Here is a 20,435-nt window from a genome sequence, read left to right as displayed (position 1 = left end):
GCCGTTAGACCTCCTTCAACACCACCTTGCCGTCGAGACTTCCGATCAAAGTCGCGCTGGCTTGGTTAAGGCCCGCGACCTCCACGGCGATGTCGTGCGCCCTAAAACGATGGACGACCTTGTCGAGCGCAGCAACGGCCGTGATGTCCCAGAAATGCGCTTCGGACACGTCGATCAGCACGGTCTTGCCGATCGCGTCCTGAACGTCGAAAGCCTCGACGAAGACATCGGCAGAGGCAAAAAACACCTGGCCGGACACGCGGTAGGTCAGCCGCCCGGTCGTTGCGTCGGGCGCGACGTCCACCCGCAGCAGGCTAGCAACCTTGAAGGTGAAGAACACGCCGCTGAGCAGCACCCCGACCGTCACCCCGAGCGCCAGGTTCGCGGTGAAGACGGTGACGATGACGGTCGCCACCATCACGGCGCTCGACATCCTGGGATGGACCACCACGGCTCGGAGCGACGACCAGTCGAACGTGTCGATCGATACCATGACCATGATCGCCACCAGTGCGGCGACGGGAACCTCGGACACCCACGGCTTCAGGAGCACCATCAGGATCAGCAGGAACGCGCCGGCAAACAGCGTGGAAAGCCGGCCGCGCCCGCCATATTTCACGTTGCTGACTGTCTGGCCGATCATGCCGCAGCCGGCAATGCCGCCGAACAGGCTCGCGGCCGCATTGGCGAGACCGAGACCGGTACATTCGCGGTTCTTCGAACTCGGCGTATCCGTGAGATCGTCGACGACACTCGCCGTCATCATCGATTCCAACAGCCCGACCATGGCGATGGCAAGTGCGGGTCCGGCGATTATGCTAAGCGTTTCCAGCGTCAGCGGCACAGCCGGCCAGCCGAACACCGGAAGCGATTCCGGCAGCTTGCCGAGGTCAGCGACGGTGAGCACGGGAAGCCCGAGCACCATCGACGCGACGGTCAGGATCAGGATGCAGATCAGCGGCGACGGGATCGCGGTGGTGATCCGCGGCGTCAGGTAAATGATAACAAGCCCGGCGATCAGCACGGCATATTCCATCCAGCCGGCACCGACAATATGCGGCATTTGCGCGGCAAAGATCAGAATAGCTAGCGCATTGACGAAGCCGGTGCGGACGGATTTCGACACGAAGCGCATCAACACGCCAAGGCGCAGCAGGCCGAAGCCGATCTGGATTAACCCCGCCAGCAGCCCGGCCGCAAAGAGATAGGGCAAACCATGGGCATGCACCAGCGGCGCTGCGACCAGCGCCACCGACCCGGCGGCGGCCGAAATCATCGCCGGGCGTCCACCGGTAAATGCAATGACGATGCTGATCACGAAAGAGGCAAACAGACCGACTTCGGGATCGACTCCCGCCACGAAGGAAAAGGCGATCACCTCGGGGATCAGGGCGAAGGTCGCCACCGCTCCGGCGAGCATTTCGCGCATAGGATTGGCGGACCAATCACGACGGATGGAGGAAAGCAGCATGGGATAGATTCTCGCAAAGCATGGCCAGACCCGCTCTGGCGAGCGGTCGCGTGACGGCATGCAGGTTTTGCTTTGTCTGGCGGATCGGCGGCCAGAAGAGCCACCCGGGGTCTCACCGGGTCCGTTGTGAATGCCTGCGGTATAGACGAAATTTTTACCGCAGCGCAACATTCAACTGCACTGAAATGAAAAATGCAAAAGTCAACGAGCAGCCTCAAATGCTCGAGGTGCGCGCACCTTGCGCCCTCTGGATTGAGGAGCCTTCACTGCCAAAGGAAGTCCGGCCCTGTGCTTTGGGACGTCAGCTTGAGCGTCCCATCCGGTTGAACGACATAGGTTTCGAAGACGCGGTAACCGAAATCGCCGAGAAAGGTATTCTTGACCACCGTTCCCGGACGATAGGGCGAATGGAGGACCTTTCCGCCATAGGTGAGGCTGCCCGGAAGAGGCTGCGGATCCCCTGCGCTGGCGCAAGCGCTGAGAATGAAGAGAACGGCAATGAGCGCGTGCTTCATCCGGACTGTCTCCTCAGGTGGGCGCCAACGGTCTGAATGACGCCGATCTTCTTCTTATCACAACATAGCCTTGCTGTTCAGAACGCAGCCTTGCTGCTGTCGAAGTCTTTGCGTCGCGCCGCCGCCCGCGAGAGCGCGCTGGCGACCCTCTCGTCGGTAAAGGGCTTGGCGATCACATCAAGCGCACCGTCGATACCGTGACCGACGCTCTCGGGACTGCCAGTCACGAAGATGACGTCAACTCTATGGCGATCGATCAGCCGGCGCGCGAGCTGGGCGCCGCTCAGCCCGTCGGAGAGACTGAGATCGACGAGCGCGACATCGCTTCTTTGAGCGTGGGCGAGAGCCTGCTCCACCGTCGAGACCGGCCCAATGGTCTGGTGTCCGGCCTCTTGCGCGATGCGCTCGAGTTCCAGAGCGATAAAATTCTCGTCTTCAACGATCATGACCTTCATGCATAAGCCTCCCCATAGACGGCCCTGTCAGGCGCACTGCCGGTAGCGGCTACAACGCAACCGTCCCCGAAAAGTTTCCACTTTGAGAAGAATAAGTTGGCGATCAGCGGGCAGCGTTACCGGCCCCGCTGCTGGTCCTGTGGAGAAACCAACCGATGGCGCGGTCGCTCCGGCATCGGGAAAGCACGGGCCGCGGCCGGCAAGGCAACGGCTCTATGGCGGGCGGCCGAAGATTTGACGGCGCGGCCCGACGGACCGGCGCCTGCAGGCCGCTGATCCGCAGCCGCCTGCCTCCCTCACGGTTTCTCGTTTGCGCTCTCGGCCCGAAACGCCGCCTCCCCTGCATCAGACACCTCGACCCACTTCTTGTCGGGCTCGGCGTCCGGCACATAACTGTCGTGCCAGTTCCACCACTTGTAGGTCGGGGTCTGGGGGTAGCCCTTGGGCGAGTCTTCCCAGACTTCCTGGCGGCCGAGCGGGGTGATGTCGAGGTAGTTCCAGGTGCCGCCCATCTGCTCGTCGCCACGGTTGTTGATGAAATAGGTGCGGAAGATGCGCTCGCCGTCGCGGTAGAACACGTTGGTGCCGTGCCACTCGTCGACGCCGAAATCCTTGTCGAAGCTGTCGGTGATGGTAACCCACGGCATCGTCCAGCCCATGCGCGCCTTCAGCCGGGTGATGTCGGCCTGCGGCGCCCGCGAGGCAAAGACCAGTGTCGTGTCGCGGGCGTTGAGATGGGCGACATGGGCGACCTGATCGGCCACCATCGAGCAGCCGCGGCAGGCATGCTCGGGCCAGCCGAACACGCCGGGCTCGTAAAAGGCGCGGTAGAGGATGAGTTGGTGTCTGCCTTCGAACAGATCGAGCAAGCTGACTTTGCCCCCGGGACCTTCGAACGCATAGGCCTTCTCGACCGCCACCCATGGCATGCGCCGGCGCTCGGCGGCGAGCGCATCGCGAGCCCGGGTCTCGGCCTTTTCCTTGACCAGCAGCTGTTCGCGGGCCGCCTCCCAGGCCTGCGGCGACACGACTGGCGGCTTGTGCATGGCTTGTCCGCTTTTTCCATTCTCGGCTGAAGCAGTCATGGTTCAATCTCCTCATCAGGGCGAATTCCCTGGTTTGGAAGCCCGGTTCATCGCGCATTGGTCTGAGATAGTTTCGCATCGGAAATCGGACAGGGGGAGTAACAAGTGTGACCGTATTCCCCGGAACCGTTGGTCGCAGCCGCAGCGCATGCGTGGTGTTGACCACGAGCGCGTCCATTAGCGTAATCTTGTTTACGGCCGGCACGCGTGCTAAAACGCGACAAAACGGCGCATGCGAACCCCAATCAAGCCGAGATCGTGCCCGTGAATGTTTTTATCGCGACTGTTGCTGCGCTTGCCATGGGCGTGCTGCCATCATGGGCTGGTCCTTTGCACCAGGCGGCTGGGGATGGCGATGTCGCACGCGTCAAACAGTTGCTGGATCAGGGCTCCGATCTGTCGGAGGTCGATGAGGCGGGCGAGCCGGCGCTGATTATCGCGTCATTGGCGGGCCATGCCGATGTCGTCGCTCTTTTGCTGGATCGCGGCGCCGACATCGAAATTCGCAACAAGGGTGGGCTGACGGCACTGCATGCGGCAGCCTATGGAGGAAATCTGGAGGTGGTGAAACTGCTTGTCGCAGAGGGAGCTGTCGTCAACGACAGGAAGAATTTCTATCAGATGTCGCCGCTGCACGGCGCCGCCGAAGAGGGCCGCACTGAGGTGGTCGCTTTTCTGTTGACGAAGAATGCGGATGTCGAAGCGACGGAAAGAAATGGGTACACGCCTCTCACTCAAGCCGGGTGGCGGGCGCATTGGGATACGGCCAAATTACTCATAGAAGCCGGTGCTGTTTGCCAGAAAGCCGAGCTTGTAGGCGAACCGCTCTACAAGGAATGCACCAAACGGCAATAGCATTTCGCTTGAGGTAACAGACCGCGTCCGGGAACGGAGCTTGTTATGTCTTATCATGTGCAAAAATGCGGAAAGCGGGTGGGCGTAACCGTTGGCGCTACGGTCATGCTGCTCTCCTTCCTTCAGCCTGCGGGGGCCGAGGAACTCGTCAATACCGGCTATTTCGGAAATGTTGCGATCAAGGGCTACGATCCGGTCGCCTATTTCACGGAAAATCAGGCCATCGAAGGATCCGAGACATATTCCTATCACTGGCTTGGCGCGACCTGGTATTTTTCCAGCGCTAGAAATCGCGACCTCTTCAAGGGCGATCCGTCCAGATATGCGCCGCAATATGGCGGCTATTGCGCCGATGGCGTGTCCTTGGGGACGGTGACCACCAATATCGATCCGAAAGCCTGGCGGATCATCGACGGCAAACTGTATCTCAGCTATGATCCCGGGGCGGCGGAAGGCATGGAGAAGAATCCGACCAAGGTGACCGACTCCAAGAAGCATTGGTCCGAAGTTCAGCAGACACTGATTTCGGAGAAGATGCACACCGTCTGGCAGCAACCGGCGACGAAATGAAGCCCATCGCCGGCACGTCAGGGCGTAAGTGAAAAGAACGTCAGGGCGCGCGGCGTCACGTGTACATATGGCCGGTCGCCCTGCTCGCCTGTGGTGTTGCGGTAGACATATCCGCATACCATCCGGTCGAGGAAGTAGCCGGCGAATTTTTCGCAGATTCTGTCGCCTCGCACCTCGACCGTGCCGGTGATGTTGGTATTGGCGCTGCGATAGGCCGTGTTTCCGGCCTTGTCGAAATACTGCATGAAATCCGTGCCGTTCTTGTGCTTGCCGCTCCAGCTTTTGCCGTCGACGAGATTGCGCAGCTCTGCCTCGCCGAGCCTGTCGCCTTGATTGCCTGTAAAACCGAAGGGCCATTCGGGAATGCCGGCCTTTCGCAATCCGGCCAGATGGCGCTGCAGATCACCGTCCTGCCAATAATCATAGAGATAGCCGTAATAGGTCAGATTGCTCTCCGGGAAGAGCTCCAGCAGCTTTGCCGTCTCCGCCGCGGCCCTGGTTTGATTGCCCTGATCCGCATAGGCAGCCGCCAGATATTCGCGCGCCGGCTCGACCTTCGGCAGGCTGTGGAGCGTCGGCTCTATCAGCGAGATCGCCCGCTGGTCGTCGCCGGCGGTATAAAAAACGATCCCCGCCAGCAGTTGAAAGCTCGGCGCCGGCGATGGGTCGAGCCGCAAGGCCTTCTCCATCTCGGCGACGGCCTGGCCCGCGCTTCCGGTGTGAACGAGGATGAGCGCGAGATTGGCGGCGGCCTCCGCATCGTTCGGCTGCATCGCGACGGCCATATTGGCGGAGTTCCTGGCCTCCGTCTCGCGCCCGTCCACCCATTGCAGCAGGGCAAGGACGGTGTGCGCCCTGGCATTGTTGGGATCGAGCTTGAGCGCCTGCCCGGCGGCGTCATAGGCGATCTTGCGGGCAACGGCCGCCGACCAGAGATAATTGTAGTCGTTGCGCCAGACATCGACGGCGACGCGCGCAATGCCCGCATGGGCATTGGCAAAGCCCGGGTCGAGATCGATCGCTTTCTGGTAGAAGGAGAGCGTCCGGCGATAGGTATCGACATCCCTGAAGATGAAGCCCTCCTGCTCGGCCCTCATGTAATAATCATAGGCTTCGAGATTTTCGGTCGGGATTCGGGCCAGTTGGTCGCGCTCGCGCGCGCTGAGCTTGACCGACAGGGCCGCAATGATCTTGCCGATCACATCGTCCTGAACCGCGAAGAGATCGGTATACTGGCGGTCGTAGCGCTCGGCCCAGAGCGACAGGCCGGTGACCGCGTCGATCAGTTTGACATTGATCCGCAGCCGCGGCCCGGCGCGCTGCAAGGTGCCTTCGAGCACATAGTGAACACCGAGTTCGGCAGCCACGTCCTGGATCTTGCCGGCGGAGTCCTGGATGGCGAAGACCGAATGGCGGGCGATGACGAAGAGACCCGATACTTTCGACAGTTCGGTGATCAGGTCGTCGGTCAACCCCTCCGCGAGATGGTCGTGCTCGGTATCGCCGCTGACATTGATGAAGGGCAGAACTGCAACCGAGGGCCTGTCCGGCAGCGGATAGGCAAAACGTTCGCCGAGCCCCGGGGGTTTTGCCGGCATCCACGGCTGCCACCACCAGAGCGCCGCACCGGCAAGAGCGAGGATGACGGCGGCTGCGATGCCCGCAATGAGGCGGCGCATCGGCGGGCGCCTGCGGGTCTTGACGGTTTTGCCGGCAGCAGTCGGATCGAGCAGGACGCGATAGACCCGGACCGGTTCGGTGATGCTCTTCAGCCGCTGCTCGCCGAGCGACGCGAAACCGACCGGGACTTTCGATTTCACCTGGTCGTATGTCGTGCCCGATATGGCGATGCCGCCCGGCTCCCCCAGCGCCTGCATTCGATCGGCGATATTGACGCCGTCGCCCTGGATGTCCTCGCCCTCGACGATAATATCGCCGAGATTGATGCCGATCCGGAACTCGAGCCGATGCTCCGGGACAACAGCGGCATTATGCGTGGCTTTCAGCTGTTGAACCTCCACCGCGCAGCGCAAGGCATCGACGACACTCTGGAATTCGACCAGCAGACCATCGCCCATGGTTTTGACAAGCCGGCCGTGATGACGCTCGATCGCCGGCTCGAAGACATTGTCCTGATCCGCCTGGAAACGCGCACGCGTGCCCTCTTCGTCGATCTGGCTCAATCGACTGTAACCGACGACATCAGCGATCAGGATTGCTGCAAGACGGCGCTCCATCCCCGGTCTTTCCTGGAGAGCGAATGTATTATGAACAATATCCTACAGGAGGTCCTATCGCGATGCTATCGCCGCACCACACGATATTCGACTTGGCGGCGATGTGTCTGATCAGGATGGCGCCGGACGAAAGACTTCAAGCCATCATTGTCTTCGATGATTGGGAGAGTTGTCAAAAGCAACCAAGTATTGGAAGCTTGTTTTTTTGGCTATCAGGCGACGGATTTGGAAACATGACGACAACCTCTTCCATGGAGCCGGCCAGGCACGGCAGCGCCAGGATCTGCCGCGGCTGCTGGGACCAGATGCATATGCCGATCCCGATCGGCGGCCCCCTCGCTTTGCCCTTCCGCGCCTTCGGCATCACTCGCAGCAAGATGAACCCCGATATCTGCACGATCTGCGAGCGCTCCTTCCAATATGTCAAGAAGCAGCGCCAGATCACCGTCGACGCCACCATCCTGTTTGCCGATATCCGTGGTTTCACGGATCTGTCGGAGCGTATCGAGGCGGTGCAACTGAGCGAGATCGTCAGCCTGTTCCAGGATCGCTGCGCGCAGGCGATCTGGGCGCATGACGGCATCGTCAACAAACAGATGGGCGACGGACTGATGGCGATCTTCAATTTCCCAATCGTTCGGAATGATCACGCCGGCGCTGCGATCCTGGCCGCCCTAGAAATACAGCGAAATTGCGCCACAGCGCTGAACGGCCTGACGCTCGAGGCATTACCCGGCCGCACCCTCGGCGTCGGCGTCGGCATCCACTCCGGCGAGGTCCAGATCGGCGAATTCTCAAGCTTCCGCAGCGATTTCACCGCGATCGGCGGAGTCGTCAATCAGGCCGCAAGGCTCGAATCCCAGGCCGCCGCCGGCGAGATCCTGATCTCTGCCGAAACGACTGCGAAGGCGCCCGCTCTCACCGCAGACGCCGAAACGCGCATGCTTGCCCTGAAGGGTATCGAGCAGCCGGTGCAGGCAAGCGTGCTGGTCAAGCGCTGAGTGACGAGATCTCTGGTTTTGATGGCGTCCGAAAGGGTGCCGGCGAGGCTGGCAAAGACCCCGCCTCTGGCTCAGTACTTCATGTTCCGGAGTTCCGGAAAATCATGGTAACGCAGCCGTTCGTCGTGGCAGCGATAGTCGTTCCTTTTCAGGTACAATATCATGTTGTGTTGCAAGCCCAGGCCGATATAGGACCAGTTTGGGTTGCCGCGCTCCGTCGTGCGCGTGCAATAAGCATATATCTGCTTTTCCGGATTAAGCAGAACCACGCTGGAAATCTCCGCCTTTACGAAGTTCCCCGGTTTAATGGTTCCCCGCAGAGCGTCGACGTACTCGTGTCGCACTGCGCTGGAAGGCGGCCGTTGGGAGTCTGTAACGGATTGCGGCACCGCGGTTTGGCAGCCGGCCAATACCAGCAGGGCAGCGTAAGCAAGGAACTTGATTTTCATTCCGTTGAAGCTCTCTCAATCAAAATTGATGGATCGGGTTTCCCGAGGCTGCAAGCAGCAGCGCCGCACCCTGTGCTTCGAGGCTCCGCCTGCGCGGCTACGCACCTCAGCATGAGGAAGGTTGGAGGATGCCGCGCGCCCATGACGGGCATGCCGCGCTGCCGCTCATCAAAGCCTCGAACGGTGGCGCGCCCCTCGCTCCTTCATCAGGTTTTCATGCCGTTCATCTCAGGAAACGGGTAGTAGCGCAGCCGCTTGTCGCGGCAGCGATCGTCATTCACCGTCGCGCCTAATATTTTGCCGTCCGTGAAGGAGACGCCGAGATAGGCCCAGTCTCCCCAACTGCGCTTGGGCACCACCCGCACACAGTAAGCATAGATCTTTTTTTCAGGATCGAGCAGAACCACGCTGGAAATGCGAGCCCATACGACTTCTCCCGCTTCGTGCCTGTAGGTTCTCTTGAACACGATGTTGACGAAGTTCTGCCGGACGTCAGTCGAGGGAGGACGCTGGGAATCTGCAACGGATTGCGACACCGGGGCATTGCAGCCGGCCAGCGCCAGCAGGGCGGCACAAACAAGGACTTTAATTCTCACTCAATTCATCTCCAAATAAGCCGACGCGCAGTCGCGATATATTTCCTACAAACATTGCGAGAATATTATTTGCAATACACGATCTTGGGACATGCTTAACGTTAGCAAATGGTTACCGCACAACGATGGTGAACTGCTGTTAGCCCGAGCTTATTGCACCCGTCGTGCCCCGCGCCGGAGCGCCGACACGCAGTGAGCCTCACCTCGAAGGGCGAGGCGGGTGCTCCGGCGGCAGACAGAATGCAAGGAGCACTGTTGCGGTCCTGCGTTGCAAACTATTCACACTTTCGAACACACAGTTCGTTTCCCTTTTGTACTCTTTCCCTCTTCCCTTTCGCGCTGACTCTCTCCATATTCGCGCCATGGCTAAATCTCCGAAGAAATCCCCCGCCCCGAATGGCTTCGAGGAAGCCGCCCAATCGTCCTTTGAGGGAGCCCCGCTTTCCGGCTCTGTCGCCGACTGGGTGAAGCAGCTCGAGGCTGATGCCGAGGCCTCGGGCGTCGAGACCCAGCGTCAGATCGCCTCAAAGGCGGGCAAGCATCGCAAAAAGGTCGAGATCGCCGCCTCGAAATCGGCGCGCGGCACTTCCATGGGCGGCTCGACCGACCCGAAGACGCGCGCGGCCGCCGGCCTCAATCCCGTCTCCGGTATGGATACGACGCTGGAGGAAGCTTCGTCGCTGCAGGCCGGCACCGCCGTCACCGCAACCGTAGAGGCGCTGTCGGCGCTGATCGAGAGCGGCAATCCGCTGCACAAGAACGGCAAGATCTGGACGCCGCACCGCCCTGCCCGGCCCGACAAATCCGAAGGCGGCATCGCCATCCGCATGCAGTCGGATTACGAGCCGGCCGGCGACCAGCCCACGGCCATCCGCGATCTCGTCGAAGGCCTGGAGAATGGCGACCGCAGCCAGGTGCTGCTCGGCGTCACCGGCTCCGGCAAGACCTTCACCATGGCCAAGGTGATCGAGGCGACGCAGCGCCCGGCCGTCATCCTGGCGCCGAACAAGACGCTGGCCGCCCAGCTCTATTCCGAATTCAAGAACTTCTTCCCCGACAATGCGGTGGAATATTTCGTTTCCTACTATGATTATTACCAGCCGGAAGCCTATGTGCCGCGCTCCGACACCTATATCGAGAAGGAATCCTCGATCAACGAGCAGATCGACCGCATGCGCCACTCGGCGACGCGCTCGCTGCTCGAACGCGACGACTGCATCATCGTCGCCTCGGTCTCCTGCATCTACGGTATCGGCTCGGTCGAGACCTATACGGCGATGACCTTCCAGATGTCGGTCGGCGACCGGCTCGACCAGCGTCAGCTATTGGCCGACCTCGTCGCCCAGCAATATAAGCGCCGCGACATGGATTTCACCCGTGGCTCCTTCCGGGTGCGCGGCGATACGATCGAACTCTTCCCCGCCCACTTGGAAGATGCCGCCTGGCGCATTTCGATGTTCGGCGACGAGATCGACGCCATCACCGAGTTCGACCCGCTCACCGGCCAGAAGGTCGGCGACCTGAAATCGGTGAAGATCTACGCCAATTCGCACTATGTCACCCCGCGCCCGACGCTGAACGGCGCCATTAAGTCGATCAAGGAAGAGCTGAGGCTTCGCCTGGCCGAACTGGAAAAGGCCGGCCGCCTGCTGGAAGCCCAGCGCCTGGAGCAGCGCACGCGCTACGATATCGAAATGCTCGAAGCCACAGGCTCCTGCCAGGGCATCGAGAACTATTCACGTTATCTCACCGGCCGCGACCCCGGCGATCCGCCGCCCACCCTCTTCGAATACATTCCCGACAACGCCCTCGTCTTCATCGACGAAAGCCATGTTACCGTGCCGCAGATCGGCGGCATGTATCGGGGCGACTTCAGGCGCAAGGCGACGCTGGCCGAATACGGCTTCCGCCTGCCCTCCTGCATGGACAACCGACCGCTACGTTTTGAGGAATGGGACGCCATGCGCCCCGACACCATCGCCGTCTCTGCCACGCCGGGCAGTTGGGAGATGGAGCAGTCGGGCGGCGTCTTCGCCGAACAGGTGATCCGCCCGACCGGCCTGATCGACCCGCCGGTCGAGGTCCGCTCGGCCCGCAGCCAGGTCGACGACGTGCTCGGCGAGATCCGCGAAACATCCGCCAAGGGTTACCGCACGCTCTGCACCGTGCTGACCAAGCGCATGGCCGAGGACCTGACCGAATATCTGCATGAGCAGGGCGTGCGCGTGCGCTACATGCACTCCGACATCGACACACTGGAGCGTATCGAGATTCTCCGCGATCTCCGCCTCGGCGCCTTCGACGTGCTCGTCGGCATCAACCTGTTGCGCGAAGGCCTCGACATTCCCGAATGCGGCTTCGTCGCCATTCTCGACGCCGACAAGGAAGGCTTCCTGCGCTCGGAGACATCGCTGATCCAGACCATTGGCCGTGCGGCGCGTAACGTCGACGGAAAGGTCATCCTCTATGCCGACCAGGTCACCGGTTCGATGAAGCGGGCGATGGAAGAAACCGGTCGCCGCCGCGAAAAGCAGATGGCCTATAACGCCGAACACGGCATCACGCCGGAATCGGTCAAGGCCAGGATCTCCGACATCCTCGACAGCGTCTACGAACGCGACCACGTCCGCGCCGATATCTCGGGCGTCTCGGGCAAAGGCTTCGCCGATGGCGGCAACCTCGTCGGCAACAACCTGCAGACCCATCTCAACGCGCTCGAAAAGAGCATGCGCGACGCCGCCGCCGACCTCGACTTCGAAAAAGCCGCCCGCCTCCGCGACGAAATCAAACGCCTCAAGGCTGCCGAACTGGCCGTCATGGACGATCCGATGGCACGCGAGGAGTCAAAGGCGATGGAAGGCGTCAGACGGAACGCCAAAGCGACCCGCGAGTCCCTTCTTCCCGCGGGGGGTCCGGAGGACGGGTCGAGACAAGCGGCTCGACCCGGGTCGGTGCCCGGCAGAGCGGATGAGGCAGCCACCGCCTCCTACTTCACCAGGCCCAGCCTCGACGACATGGGCCCAGGCACCCCGCTCTTCCGGAAACCGGATCTGGATGAGATGGGCCGGGACATCGCCGAACCCGCAAAGAAGAGCCTGTTCCGCAAGAACGACCTCGACGAAATGACCGTCGGCCGAACGGAAAAGCCGGTCATCGGCCAGGTTCCGGAAAAGCCGGAAGCCGCCAAGGGCACCAAGCGGTTTTCGCCGTTGCTGGAAGGCCAGCCGGAGCGCGATGACGTGCGGCCGGTCGTCCGCGGGAAGACCGGTGTTGGGAGTTATGAGGACCCGGGTGAGCAGAAGCGCAAGGGGCGGACAAAGGGGAAGACGGGGCGGCCGGGGCGGTGATCAACGAATTCTACGTGTCTTGAAAGCGAAATTAGGTACGTGGCCACCACAGGTGCTCTTCGCCGTCACAAAATGAGTCAGGCCCGCCCCTGCCTTTGATCGGGAAGACCCTCCATGCCCGCTGAATGAAGGGAACCGCCAATGCCAGAACTGCGCATCGACCCGTTCCCCTCCGCCGCCGAACTGAACGCCCTCTGGTCAGCCGTCTGGGGCACCTCTGAAAGCCGCGACTTCACTCCCATCCTGTCCCGCAGCCTCGCCCATATCGGCGCCTACCGCGACGACAGGCTCGTCGGCTTCGTCAACGTCGCCTGGGACGGCGGCATCCATGCCTTCATCCTCGACACATCGGTCCATCCCGACATGCAAAGGCAGGGCATCGCGACGCGCATGGTTCGGCAAGCGACGAGCCTCGCCCGCGAGCGCGGCGCCGAATGGCTGCATGTCGATTTCGAACCGCACCTGACCGGCTTCTACCGCGCCTGCGGTTTCAGGTCGACGAAGGCAGGACTGATCAAGCTCGCGTGAGGCCTCCCGCGTGGGAAACCGGAACAAGTCAAAGCCAGCACCAACCTGCGATAGTCAGGAGGACCGTCGCACGGCGCGACACCACCGAAAAACCCGCTGAAAACACAATTTTCCCGAGAGCATCCCGGCTGAAAATGAAACATAATACTATTATGAAAACCAAAGTATGGCTTTGAGTTCTCAAATTAAAATTCGTTCTCTCAGTATTTTATCCTTAGTTTTTCATTAAAAAGCAATGAAAAGACACAATTTTGCATTGAAAACTTTATCGGGGATTGGCATAGATCCCCAGGGGGTTGTCGTCCGTTGAAGCTGCAAGAACAGTTCTACTGAGGATGTCTCATTTTCATAGAATGCAACGCATCTTTTTGGAAAGTTTCAATATGGCCTTGAATATTTTGGACACGAACGGCGCAACGATTACCAAGACAGGCGCCGCATTCGAAGCTTACGACGTTATCCGGGACTCCGCCGCAAATCCTTCCTCGCCTGTCACTCTGGTTGTCTCGGATTCCGGCATGGCCGACCTGGCCGCCGAGTTGGGTTCGGTCTCCGCGCAGGTGACTGGCTCGAGCGGCGACAATGTGATCACGACAGGCGCAGGCAACGATACCATCGATGGCGGCGACGGCGCAGACACGCTGAATGGGGGCGCCGGAAACGATCTGCTTCGTGGCGGCGATGGCAATGACACGCTTAACGGCGGTGATGGCAATGACTGGCTCGCGGGCAGAGATGGCAATGATATTCTGAATGGCGGTGACGGCAATGACCAGCTTATAGATAACGTCGGAAATGACGTCATCAGAGGCGGCGCGGGCAACGATATGATCTCCGATGGTGACGCCGGCGGCCGTAACCCTGAGATCTTCGACATCAATGCAGGCGACGGTGACGATGCCATAAGCGTGAACGGTCAGGGCTCCGGAACGATCGACGGCGGCGCCGGGATCGATACTCTGCAAGCCCTTGAACTAAGGGGCTTGACGATCAAGAACATCGAAATCCTTGAAACGGCGGGATATTTGGTTTCGGGTTCAAGCGCACAGTTCGAAAGCTTTGATAAGATCGTCTACTCGAACAACCCCGCCTACAATTATCCCGCTTCATTGGCAGTGACGGACAGCGCCCACCTCGATCTTTCCGACGAACTCGGAGATCGCGGGGCTTTCATTACCGGCTATGTCTCCGGCGTTGACGTCAAGACCGGCGGTGGTAGCGACGAGTTTACCGGCACCAACGGCAACGACATTTTCGACGGCAGCGGCGGCAATGACATCATCAACGGCAAGGCCGGCAATGACAAATTGACCGGAGGTGCCGGCAACGACACTATCAATGGCGGCGACGGCATCGATACAGCGATCTTCTCAGGTAATTTCGCCAATTATTCCTTCGCATTGAACAACGGCGATCACATCCTGACGAGCGCCGCGGAGGGGTCGGATACGCTGCATGACGTCGAATTCGCGCGCTTTGCCGATGGCGTCTACGATTTCGCCACGGAAAAGTTCACGCGTGACGGCAGCAATAGCGCTCCGACCAATATCCAGCTCTCCAAGACCGCCCTCTCCGAGGACACCCCGATCTGGACCACGGTTGGCCTGCTCAGCGCCAAGGACGCCGACGGTGACGTCCTCACCTACAAGCTGCTCGACGGGGCGAACGACCATTTCCGGATCAACGGCAACCGCATCGTCACCTCCAAGGCCCTGGACTACGAGACGGCCAAGTCGCACACGATCAAGGTCGCGGTCTCCGACGGCAAGGTCACGGTCGAAAAGGACATCACGATCAACGTCCTCGACGTCAACGAAGCCCCGGTTAACCAGGCGCCGATCAAGCTTTCCTTCTCGCGCAGCTCGATCTCCGAGAACGTCGCGATTGGCACTTCGGTCGGCCTTCTCTCGGCGGTCGATCCGGAGGGCGGCACGGTGAAGTGGCGGCTGACGGATGATGCCGACGGCGTCTTGAAGCTCGTTGGCAACAAGATCCAGACGAAAGCGGCGATCGACTACGAAAGCACACACAGCCTGACCTTTACCGCCGAAGCCTACGACGCGGCTGGAAACGTCACCAGCCACGATTTCACGGTGGCCGTGAAGGACGTCTTCGAGTCGTCGTTTTCGATCTTGTCGCATGAGGCGTTGATTTAGTTGCGACTGGATTGCAGGCGACGCAGCGATGCGTCGCCGATGGTTTTCAAAATAGAGGGGCTTGCGGCCAGCAAGCCCCTCAGTGTCGATCAGGCGGAACAGGGCGCCGCGCCCAATCTCTTCTCCCGGCTGGGAAGAAGAGCGAGTTCGGGTTGGCCGCCCGGTCCAAATTGCCGCTCCCCTTCGCGCCCGATTCGGCTATAATTCCTGCCGATCCGAGGAGAGCCGCATGCGTCTGCCCACATTGATCCTCGCCCTCACCTTCTCGGCGCTCGCAGCTTTGCCGGCGTTAGCGCAGACCTACAAGACGCCGAAGGCGCTGCTCAAGGCGCTTTACAGCTATGACACCGACAAGAGCGACGCCGAAGCGCCCTCGCCCTATTCCGCCTTCTTCTCCGACCATCTGAACGAGCTCCTCCAGGCTGATCTCGACAATACGCCGGAAGGCGATGTCGGCGCGGTCGACTTCGATCCCGTCATATCAGGTCAGGATGGCGCAGCCAGCGACGTCAGGATCGGCCAACCGATCCTGCTGGATGATAAGGCCAAGGTGGAGGTGCAATTCGAAAACGGCGAAGAGGTGACGCTTTTCTACACCCTGGTACGCGAACACGGCGGCTGGAAGGTCGACGACATCGCCAACCAGAAGGGGGATAATCCGTGGAGTCTCGGTGCGTTGCTGAGGGAGGCGCAGTAGGCGGGCAGGATAAAGCCAACGAGGCGCACGCCGGCAATCCCACCCTCTCCTTCATTCCTGTGCTCGTCACAGGAATCCAGCCACGGCGCGTCGGCGCCGTGAATGACTCTCATGCGATGAAGTCGTTCGCCCGCGCCCAAGGACGTGGGCGCACTGGATTCATGTGACGAGCACAGGAATGAAGGAGACGAGGGAGGTCGACGGCACCAACGGCAGTGGAAGGCGGCAGACGCCAAAGAGAGCCCTCATGGTGAAGGTGAGTTGGGACCGCCGGCTCCACCAAATTCGGCTCCACCGCCACCAGCATCAGGCCACCATATCACCTTCGCATCCGCCAGATCCTGTTCGCCGCCATGCCTAGCCGCCCAGAACGATTTGCTGACAAAATCCATGCCCGGCTATCGAATCCGCCGCTCATCCCGTTTCGGCACAGAATCCCGATATGGCACAGCCGTGCAAGGATCCGTTAACCCACGGTCAAGTATCTGAATCTTCGGCATTTCCCGTCACGATAAGGGACATGCCACAATAATCCCGCTTGCTTTTTGCCCGAAAAGCTGGCACCAATTCACCTACTCGGGCATTTGCATGCCGGTGACTGGACTGATGTGGTAATCCCTTCCGTTATGGAAGGCGGCGCGGGACTACCCGCCTACGTAGACGTTCTTTCCCCGTACGTGACTTCTCCGACTGACCCTTCGTCCCAATCGATCGGGGCGAAAGCTAAAGCCGTCCGCTTCCTCTCGGGGGCGCGGATACTACACAGACTAAGGGAAAAGGACGATCCCAATGGCCACCAAGGGCACCGTAAAATTCTTCAACCAGGACAAGGGTTTTGGTTTCATCACGCCGGACGGCGGCGCTAAGGACGTTTTCGTCCATATCTCTGCGCTGCAGGCTTCTGGCATTCAGTCGCTGCGCGAAGGCCAGCAGGTTACCTTCGACACCGAGCCGGACCGCATGGGCAAGGGCCCGAAGGCTGTCAACATCTCGGCTTCGTAAGTCAGACTTCCGCTCACGCGGGATGAACGGCGCTCCGCAGGGGGCGCCGTTTTTGTTTGCAGCGCGGCCGCCGTTTGTCGATCGCATCGGCAAGTGTTATATGCGCGCTTATGGATGATCCCGCCCCTGCGGCGGTGCGATGCCGCATTGCGGCACCCAGAGAACAACGAACAATGGAACGTCGATGACGCAGAAGAGGCCCATTTTTGCGGTCGCCCCGATGATCGACTGGACGGATCGGCATTGCCGTTATTTCCACCGCCAGATCAGTCGCGAAGCGCTGCTCTATACCGAGATGGTGGTGGCCGATGCGATCATCCACGGCCCGCGCGACCGGCTGCTCGGTCATGACGCCGCCGAGCATCCGCTGGCGCTGCAGCTTGGCGGATCGGACCCGGTCAAGCTTGCCGACGCGGTGAAGATCGCCGAACCCTATGGCTATGACGAGATCAACCTCAATGTCGGCTGCCCCTCCGACCGCGTGCAGTCCGGCACCTTCGGCGCCTGCCTGATGCTGACGCCGGAAACGGTGGCCGAATGCATCGCGGCGATGAAGAGGGTTGCGACCGTGCCGGTGACGGTGAAATGCCGGATCGGCGTCGACGAGCAGGAGCCGGAACAGGCGCTGCCGGAGTTGATCACCCGCGTCCTTGATGCCGGCGCCGACGCGATCTGGATCCATGCCCGCAAGGCATGGCTGAAGGGCCTGAGCCCGAAGGAAAATCGCGAGATCCCGCCGCTCGATTATGAGATCGTCTACCGGATGAAACAGCGCTGGCCCGATGTCTTCATCGGCATCAATGGCGGCATCCGCACGCTTGATGAAGCCGTCGCCCACCTCGAATATGTCGACGGCGTCATGCTCGGCCGCGCCGCCTATCAGAATGCCGCGATCCTTGCCGATATCGACCAGCGCTTCTTCGGTGCGCCGGCGGTCGAGCCGGACTGGGAGGCGCTTTGCGGCCGGATGATGGCCTATGCCGAACGCCACATCGCCAGCGGCGGCCGGCTGCAGCACGTGGCCCGCCACATGGTCGGCCTCTTTACCGGCCTGCCCGGCGCAAGGCGCTACCGCCAGATCCTGTCCACCGACGCGGCCAAAAGCGGCGCCGGGCCGGAGGTGCTGGCGGCCGCCTTTGCGGCGGTGGATTTTTCGGGAACGGATCAGGAGGCGGTCAGCGCCTGACGCAGTGGTGTCACGATCGGGCCATCGGCAGCAGCATCTTCTTTTCGATCCGTCCCGCCACCGAAAACACCAGGATGTAAGTTTCCCTGCCGATCCTGCTGCCGTCCATCAACCGGACGATATCGTCGACGCCGCCGACCGGACTGCCGTCGATGGCGAGGATATAATCGCCCTCCTGCAGTCCGCCTTTTGCCGCCGGGCCCTCCGGCTCGACGCGGCGGATGCGAACCGAGGTCGTCTGCACCGTGCCCGCCGCAAGCGCCACCCGGCGCGGCAGTACGATCGTGTCACCTGAAATGCCGATGAAGGCACGCCTGACCTGGCCGTAGCGGAGAATCTCCGAAACGACGAAATTGGCCGTATTCGATGCCACGGCAAAGGCGATGCTCTGCGCGCCCTGGATCACCGCGGTATTGACGCCGATGACCTCCCCGCCCGAAGACACCAGCGGCCCGCCGGAGTTGCCGGGATTGAGGGCCGCATCGGTCTGGATGACGTCTTCCATCAGCCGGCCGCTGGCTGCCCGCATCGACCGCCCGAGCGCCGAGACGATACCGGCAGTAACCGTCCATTCGAAGCCGAGCGGGTTTCCGATCGCGATGGCGATGTGGCCCCGGCGCAGGCGCTGGGAATCTCCGAGCTTCGCCCAGGCGCCGGTACTCGTATTGGCACGAATGAGGGCGATATCCGTATCGACATCGCGGCCGAGCACCCGGCCCTCGGTGACGAAGCCATCGGGCGTGGTGATGCGAACGACCTTGGCATCGTCAACGACATGACTGTTGGTGATGATCAGGCCGTCGGGCGAGACGGCGAAGCCCGACCCGTGCCCCTGCCGGCCACCCACCCTCTCGATCCGGCTGACGGCTGGCCCGACGATGTCGACTGCTGCTGCGATCGATTGCGAATAGGCATCGATCAGCGCCCCGTCATTCTGAGGCGCTATGTTCTTGTCCATATAACCCATGATGTGATCCTCAAGCGGCGGTAACGATCGTCCCGCCGCCGGCGATGCGGTCGCGGTTGCGACGGTTCGCCATTGTGCTGTTGTATGAGGATTAGATGGTTGGGCCTCGATCCGCGTTCAAGTGAGCCCCAGCCCGCGGGGCAGCCATGCGGGCGTCGGGGGACGTGCCGTCGTGCGACCGGTGTGCCCTTATCGTCGGGCGACCGGTGTGCCCTCATCGTCGGGGGCTACGGCATCCTCCAAGGTCCTCATCCTGGGACGCGCAGGCCGCGGCGCGAAGAAGCCTCCTCCAATATAAAATTCTGTTATGTCAATTGAATACAAAGAACAGCTTGATGACGAGATCAACATATTCCAACCTGGTCCCGGGTAGTCTTGCCTATGGCCTTGTCAATTCCGCCGGCAACGGCGCAAATTTCTGCCCGCATTCATCAAATCCAACCCAACCAACGGAGCCAAAGATGAGCACAGTCACCACCAAGGACGGCGTCGAGATCTTCTACAAGGATTGGGGGCCGAAGACCGCCCAGCCGATCATGTTCCATCATGGCTGGCCGCTGTGCTCCGACGATTGGGATGCCCAGATGCTGTTCTTCCTTGAGAAGGGCTATCGCGTCGTTGCCCATGACCGTCGAGGCCACGGCCGCTCCACCCAGGTCGGCGACGGTCACGACATGGATCACTACGCCGCCGATGCCGCAGCCGTCGTCGAACATCTCGATCTCAGGAATGCCGTCCATATCGGCCACTCTACCGGCGGCGGCGAAGCGACCCATTATGTCGCCCGCCATGGCCAGCCTCAGGGCCGCGTCGCCAAGCTCGTCATCATCGGCGCCGTGCCGCCCATCATGGTGAAAACGGATGCCAATCCCGGCGGCTTGCCGATCGAGGTCTTCGACGATCTGCGCAGGCAGCTCGCCGCCAATCGTTCGCAATTCTATCACGACCTGCCGGCCGGCCCGTTCTACAGCTTCAACCGGCCGGGTGCGAAAGTGTCGGAGCCGGTCATCAACAATTGGTGGCGCCAGGGCATGATCGGCGGCGCCAAGGCGCATTACGACGGCATCAAGGCCTTTTCGGAAACCGACTTCACCGAAGACCTGAAGATCATCACCGTGCCGACCTTCGTCATGCACGGCGACGACGACCAGATCGTGCCGATCGCCGACTCCGCCCTGCTCTCGGCCAAGCTGCTGCAGAATGCCACGTTGAAGGTCTACGAGAAATTCCCGCACGGCATGTGCACCACCCATGCCGACATCATCAATCCCGACATCCTGGCCTTCATCAAAGGCTGATCCCTGATGGTGCCGGGCGC

General features: G+C 61.1%; 18 protein-coding genes and 1 other annotated feature. Of the genes, 10 read left to right on the top strand and 8 right to left on the bottom strand.

What is annotated here, in order from left to right:
- Positions 1–4: 4 nt before the first annotated feature.
- The 4 genes from FHT75_RS04480 to FHT75_RS04465 form a co-directional block, all read right to left on the bottom strand.
- Positions 5–1,471, bottom strand: coding sequence for a SulP family inorganic anion transporter (locus tag FHT75_RS04480; protein WP_029868238.1), 1,467 nt, complete (start codon positions 1,469–1,471; stop codon positions 5–7).
- A gap of 70 nt (positions 1,472–1,541) precedes the next feature.
- Positions 1,542–1,597: a sequence feature (sul1 is cis-regulatory element that is thought to sense ions involved in sulfur or methionine metabolism; They are found in Alphaproteobacteria), on the bottom strand.
- Positions 1,598–1,734: 137 nt separating this feature from the next.
- On the bottom strand, positions 1,735–1,986 hold the full coding sequence (locus FHT75_RS04475) for a hypothetical protein (protein WP_025554522.1): 252 nt from the start codon (positions 1,984–1,986) through the stop codon (positions 1,735–1,737).
- 77 nt (positions 1,987–2,063) lie between these two features.
- On the bottom strand, positions 2,064–2,441 hold the full coding sequence (locus tag FHT75_RS04470) for a response regulator (protein WP_025554521.1): 378 nt from the start codon (positions 2,439–2,441) through the stop codon (positions 2,064–2,066).
- Positions 2,442–2,737: 296 nt separating this feature from the next.
- Positions 2,738–3,526, bottom strand: coding sequence for a DUF899 domain-containing protein (locus FHT75_RS04465; RefSeq protein ID WP_025554519.1), 789 nt, complete (start codon positions 3,524–3,526; stop codon positions 2,738–2,740).
- 207 nt (positions 3,527–3,733) lie between these two features.
- Here FHT75_RS04465 and FHT75_RS04460 point away from each other — a divergent pair, with 207 nt between their 5' ends.
- Together FHT75_RS04460 and FHT75_RS04455 are read left to right on the top strand one after the other, a co-directional pair.
- Entirely contained in the window at positions 3,734–4,381 is a 648-nt protein-coding gene (locus tag FHT75_RS04460; protein ID WP_025554517.1) for an ankyrin repeat domain-containing protein, read from the top strand.
- A 45-nt stretch (positions 4,382–4,426) separates the two neighbouring features.
- Positions 4,427–4,951 (top strand): YHS domain-containing (seleno)protein, encoded by a 525-nt coding sequence (locus FHT75_RS04455; protein ID WP_029723084.1) that lies wholly within the window; start codon positions 4,427–4,429, stop codon positions 4,949–4,951.
- A gap of 17 nt (positions 4,952–4,968) precedes the next feature.
- On the opposite strand, the gene FHT75_RS04450 is transcribed toward FHT75_RS04455, so the two are convergent.
- Positions 4,969–7,188 carry an adenylate/guanylate cyclase domain-containing protein gene (locus FHT75_RS04450; protein ID WP_025554514.1) on the bottom strand — a complete coding sequence of 740 codons (2,220 nt, stop codon included), beginning with the start codon at positions 7,186–7,188 and terminating at the stop codon, positions 4,969–4,971.
- 233 nt (positions 7,189–7,421) lie between these two features.
- Here FHT75_RS04450 and FHT75_RS04445 point away from each other — a divergent pair, with 233 nt between their 5' ends.
- Positions 7,422–8,189, top strand: a complete 768-nt coding sequence (locus tag FHT75_RS04445) for an adenylate/guanylate cyclase domain-containing protein (RefSeq protein ID WP_025554513.1) — start codon at positions 7,422–7,424, stop codon at positions 8,187–8,189.
- 71 nt (positions 8,190–8,260) lie between these two features.
- Here FHT75_RS04445 and FHT75_RS04440 read toward each other — a convergent pair whose 3' ends face one another.
- Both FHT75_RS04440 and FHT75_RS04435 read right to left on the bottom strand, forming a co-directional pair.
- Positions 8,261–8,638 carry a hypothetical protein gene (locus FHT75_RS04440; protein WP_025554511.1) on the bottom strand — a complete coding sequence of 126 codons (378 nt, stop codon included), beginning with the start codon at positions 8,636–8,638 and terminating at the stop codon, positions 8,261–8,263.
- A gap of 206 nt (positions 8,639–8,844) precedes the next feature.
- Positions 8,845–9,234 carry a hypothetical protein gene (locus FHT75_RS04435; protein WP_025554509.1) on the bottom strand — a complete coding sequence of 130 codons (390 nt, stop codon included), beginning with the start codon at positions 9,232–9,234 and terminating at the stop codon, positions 8,845–8,847.
- A gap of 362 nt (positions 9,235–9,596) precedes the next feature.
- On the opposite strand from FHT75_RS04435, the gene uvrB reads away from it, so the two are divergent.
- From uvrB to dusA, 6 genes are all read left to right on the top strand, one after another.
- A complete protein-coding gene (gene uvrB, locus FHT75_RS04430) occupies positions 9,597–12,581 on the top strand; it encodes an excinuclease ABC subunit UvrB (protein ID WP_025554794.1) in 2,985 nt (994 codons plus the stop codon).
- Between the two features lie 141 nt (positions 12,582–12,722).
- Positions 12,723–13,109: a GNAT family N-acetyltransferase gene (locus tag FHT75_RS04425; RefSeq protein ID WP_025554792.1), complete on the top strand. Its 387-nt coding sequence runs from the start codon at positions 12,723–12,725 to the stop codon at positions 13,107–13,109.
- Positions 13,110–13,492: 383 nt separating this feature from the next.
- Positions 13,493–15,265: a cadherin domain-containing protein gene (locus FHT75_RS04420; RefSeq protein ID WP_029733182.1), complete on the top strand. Its 1,773-nt coding sequence runs from the start codon at positions 13,493–13,495 to the stop codon at positions 15,263–15,265.
- A gap of 229 nt (positions 15,266–15,494) precedes the next feature.
- A complete protein-coding gene (locus FHT75_RS04415) occupies positions 15,495–15,962 on the top strand; it encodes a DUF3828 domain-containing protein (protein WP_029733183.1) in 468 nt (155 codons plus the stop codon).
- A 789-nt stretch (positions 15,963–16,751) separates the two neighbouring features.
- Positions 16,752–16,964 (top strand): cold-shock protein, encoded by a 213-nt coding sequence (locus FHT75_RS04410; protein WP_003540801.1) that lies wholly within the window; start codon positions 16,752–16,754, stop codon positions 16,962–16,964.
- A gap of 184 nt (positions 16,965–17,148) precedes the next feature.
- Positions 17,149–18,150 (top strand): tRNA dihydrouridine(20/20a) synthase DusA, encoded by a 1,002-nt coding sequence (gene dusA, locus FHT75_RS04405; protein ID WP_029868447.1) that lies wholly within the window; start codon positions 17,149–17,151, stop codon positions 18,148–18,150.
- A 10-nt stretch (positions 18,151–18,160) separates the two neighbouring features.
- Here the strand turns inward: dusA and FHT75_RS04400 are convergent, their stop codons facing one another.
- The gene (locus tag FHT75_RS04400; RefSeq protein ID WP_029733162.1) at positions 18,161–19,117 is read right to left on the bottom strand and encodes a S1C family serine protease; all 957 of its coding nucleotides are present in this window, start codon (positions 19,115–19,117) and stop codon (positions 18,161–18,163) included.
- A 461-nt stretch (positions 19,118–19,578) separates the two neighbouring features.
- Here FHT75_RS04400 and FHT75_RS04395 point away from each other — a divergent pair, with 461 nt between their 5' ends.
- Positions 19,579–20,415 (top strand): alpha/beta fold hydrolase, encoded by an 837-nt coding sequence (locus FHT75_RS04395; RefSeq protein ID WP_029733163.1) that lies wholly within the window; start codon positions 19,579–19,581, stop codon positions 20,413–20,415.
- Positions 20,416–20,435 lie beyond the last annotated feature (20 nt).

This window comes from Rhizobium sp. BK112, from assembly GCF_014193215.1.
GTDB classification, from domain to species: Bacteria; Pseudomonadota; Alphaproteobacteria; order Rhizobiales; family Rhizobiaceae; genus Rhizobium; species Rhizobium anhuiense.
Note: the sequence above shows the minus strand (reverse complement) of the source record. Positions and strands in the feature narration are given on the sequence as shown.